This window comes from Lysinibacillus irui, from assembly GCF_028877475.1.
In the GTDB taxonomy this organism is placed as follows: domain Bacteria; phylum Bacillota; class Bacilli; order Bacillales_A; family Planococcaceae; genus Lysinibacillus; species Lysinibacillus irui.
On record NZ_CP113527.1, the window covers coordinates 112501 to 115000 of the forward strand.

Genomic DNA, 2500 nt, shown 5'->3' on the forward strand with positions numbered 1-2500 from the left:
AGATATTTATACACGGGAGTCAGACTGCGAGTGATAAGATCCGTAGTCAAAAGGGAAACAGCCCAGACCACCAGCTAAGGTCCCAAAGTAATCGTTAAGTGGAAAAGGATGTGGCGTTGCACAGACAACCAGGATGTTGGCTTAGAAGCAGCCATCATTTAAAGAGTGCGTAATAGCTCACTGGTCGAGTGACGCTGCGCCGAAAATGTATCGGGGCTAAACGATTCACCGAAGCTGTGGATTGACATCTACGATGTCAGTGGTAGGAGAGCGTTCTAAGTGCGTTGAAGTCAGACCGGAAGGACTGGTGGAGCGCTTAGAAGTGAGAATGCCGGTATGAGTAGCGAAAGACGGGTGAGAATCCCGTCCACCGTATGACTAAGGTTTCCTGAGGAAGGCTCGTCCGCTCAGGGTTAGTCGGGACCTAAGCCGAGGCCGACAGGCGTAGGCGATGGACAACAGGTTGATATTCCTGTACCACCTCCTCACCGTTTGAGAAATGGGGGGACGCAGTAGGATAGGGTAAGCGCGCTGTTGGTTATGCGCGTCCAAGCAGTAAGGCGTGTGTGTAGGCAAATCCGCACACTGTAACGTTGAGCTGTGATGGCGAGTCCGTATGGACGAAGTTCCTGATTTCACACTGCCAAGAAAAGCCTCTATCGAGGTGAGAGGTGCCCGTACCGCAAACCGACACAGGTAGTCGAGGAGAGAATCCTAAGGTGTGCGAGAGAACTCTCGTTAAGGAACTCGGCAAAATGACCCCGTAACTTCGGGAGAAGGGGTGCTCTTGAGCGTGCAAGCGCATGAGAGCCGCAGTGAATAGGCCCAGGCGACTGTTTAGCAAAAACACAGGTCTCTGCAAAACCGTAAGGTGACGTATAGGGGCTGACGCCTGCCCGGTGCTGGAAGGTTAAGAGGAGTGGTTAGCGCAAGCGAAGCTGCGAATTGAAGCCCCAGTAAACGGCGGCCGTAACTATAACGGTCCTAAGGTAGCGAAATTCCTTGTCGGGTAAGTTCCGACCCGCACGAAAGGCGTAACGATCTGGGCACTGTCTCAACGAGAGACTCGGTGAAATTATAGTACCTGTGAAGATGCAGGTTACCCGCGACAGGACGGAAAGACCCCGTGGAGCTTTACTGTAGCCTGATATTGAATTTTGGTACAACTTGTACAGGATAGGTAGGAGCCAGAGATCTCGGAGCGCCAGCTTCGAAGGAGGCGTCGGTGGGATACTACCCTGGTTGTATTGAAATTCTAACCCATGCCCCTTAGCGGGGCAGGAGACAGTGTCAGGCGGACAGTTTGACTGGGGCGGTCGCCTCCTAAAAGGTAACGGAGGCGCCCAAAGGTTCCCTCAGAATGGTTGGAAATCATTCGTAGAGTGTAAAGGCACAAGGGAGCTTGACTGCGAGACCTACAAGTCGAGCAGGGTCGAAAGACGGGCTTAGTGATCCGGTGGTTCCGCATGGAAGGGCCATCGCTCAACGGATAAAAGCTACCCCGGGGATAACAGGCTTATCTCCCCCAAGAGTCCACATCGACGGGGAGGTTTGGCACCTCGATGTCGGCTCATCGCATCCTGGGGCTGTAGTCGGTCCCAAGGGTTGGGCTGTTCGCCCATTAAAGCGGTACGCGAGCTGGGTTCAGAACGTCGTGAGACAGTTCGGTCCCTATCCGTCGTGGGCGTAGGAAATTTGAGAGGAGCTGTCCTTAGTACGAGAGGACCGGGATGGACACACCGCTGGTGTACCAGTTGTCTTGCCAAAGGCATCGCTGGGTAGCTATGTGTGGACGGGATAAGTGCTGAAAGCATCTAAGCATGAAGCCCCCCTCAAGATGAGATTTCCCATTACGCAAGTAAGTAAGATCCCTCAAAGACGATGAGGTAGATAGGTTCGAGGTGGAAGTGTGGTGACACATGGAGCTGACGAATACTAATCGATCGAGGACTTAACCAAATTGTTTGAAGCAGTCAATGCGCCGTTTATCCAGTTTTGAAAGAACAAGAAAGTTTTAAAAAAAGCTTGTATTTATAACGAAATATGTTATAATAAATCTTGTCTTTTAAAAAGTCTAGTGATGATGGCAAAGAGGTCACACCCGTTCCCATACCGAACACGGAAGTTAAGCTCTTTAGCGCCGATGGTAGTTGGGGGCTTCCCCCTGCGAGAGTAGGACGTCGCTAGGCATAATACCCAGGAGGATTAGCTCAGCTGGGAGAGCACCTGCCTTACAAGCAGGGGGTCGGCGGTTCGAGCCCGTCATCCTCCACCATATGCCGGTTTAGCTCAGCAGGTAGAGCAACTGACTTGTAATCAGTAGGTCGTGGGTTCGATTCCTATAGCCGGCACCATTTTTTCGAGCCATTAGCTCAGTTGGTAGAGCATCTGACTTTTAATCAGAGGGTCGAAGGTTCGAGTCCTTCATGGCTCACCATTTTGAAATAATAATAAGCGGGTGTGGCGGAATTGGCAGACGCACTAGACTTAGGATCTAGCG

The 2500-nt window shown here is 51.7% G+C and carries 4 tRNA genes and 2 rRNA genes (2 of these 6 running past the window's edge); all 6 read left to right on the forward strand.

The features are described from left to right. Positions 1-1959: ribosomal RNA gene (locus tag OU989_RS00550) — 23S ribosomal RNA — on the forward strand (it extends 969 nt beyond the left edge of the window). 114 nt (positions 1960-2073) lie between these two features. Further along, positions 2074-2189: ribosomal RNA gene (gene rrf / locus OU989_RS00555) — 5S ribosomal RNA — on the forward strand. Positions 2190-2199: 10 nt separating this feature from the next. Next, positions 2200-2275: transfer RNA gene (locus tag OU989_RS00560), tRNA-Val, on the forward strand. A 3-nt stretch (positions 2276-2278) separates the two neighbouring features. Then, positions 2279-2354 (forward strand) — tRNA-Thr (locus OU989_RS00565). A gap of 7 nt (positions 2355-2361) precedes the next feature. Next, positions 2362-2437, forward strand: a tRNA-Lys gene (locus OU989_RS00570). A 17-nt stretch (positions 2438-2454) separates the two neighbouring features. Next, positions 2455-2500, forward strand: a tRNA-Leu gene (locus tag OU989_RS00575) (it continues 39 nt past the right edge of the window).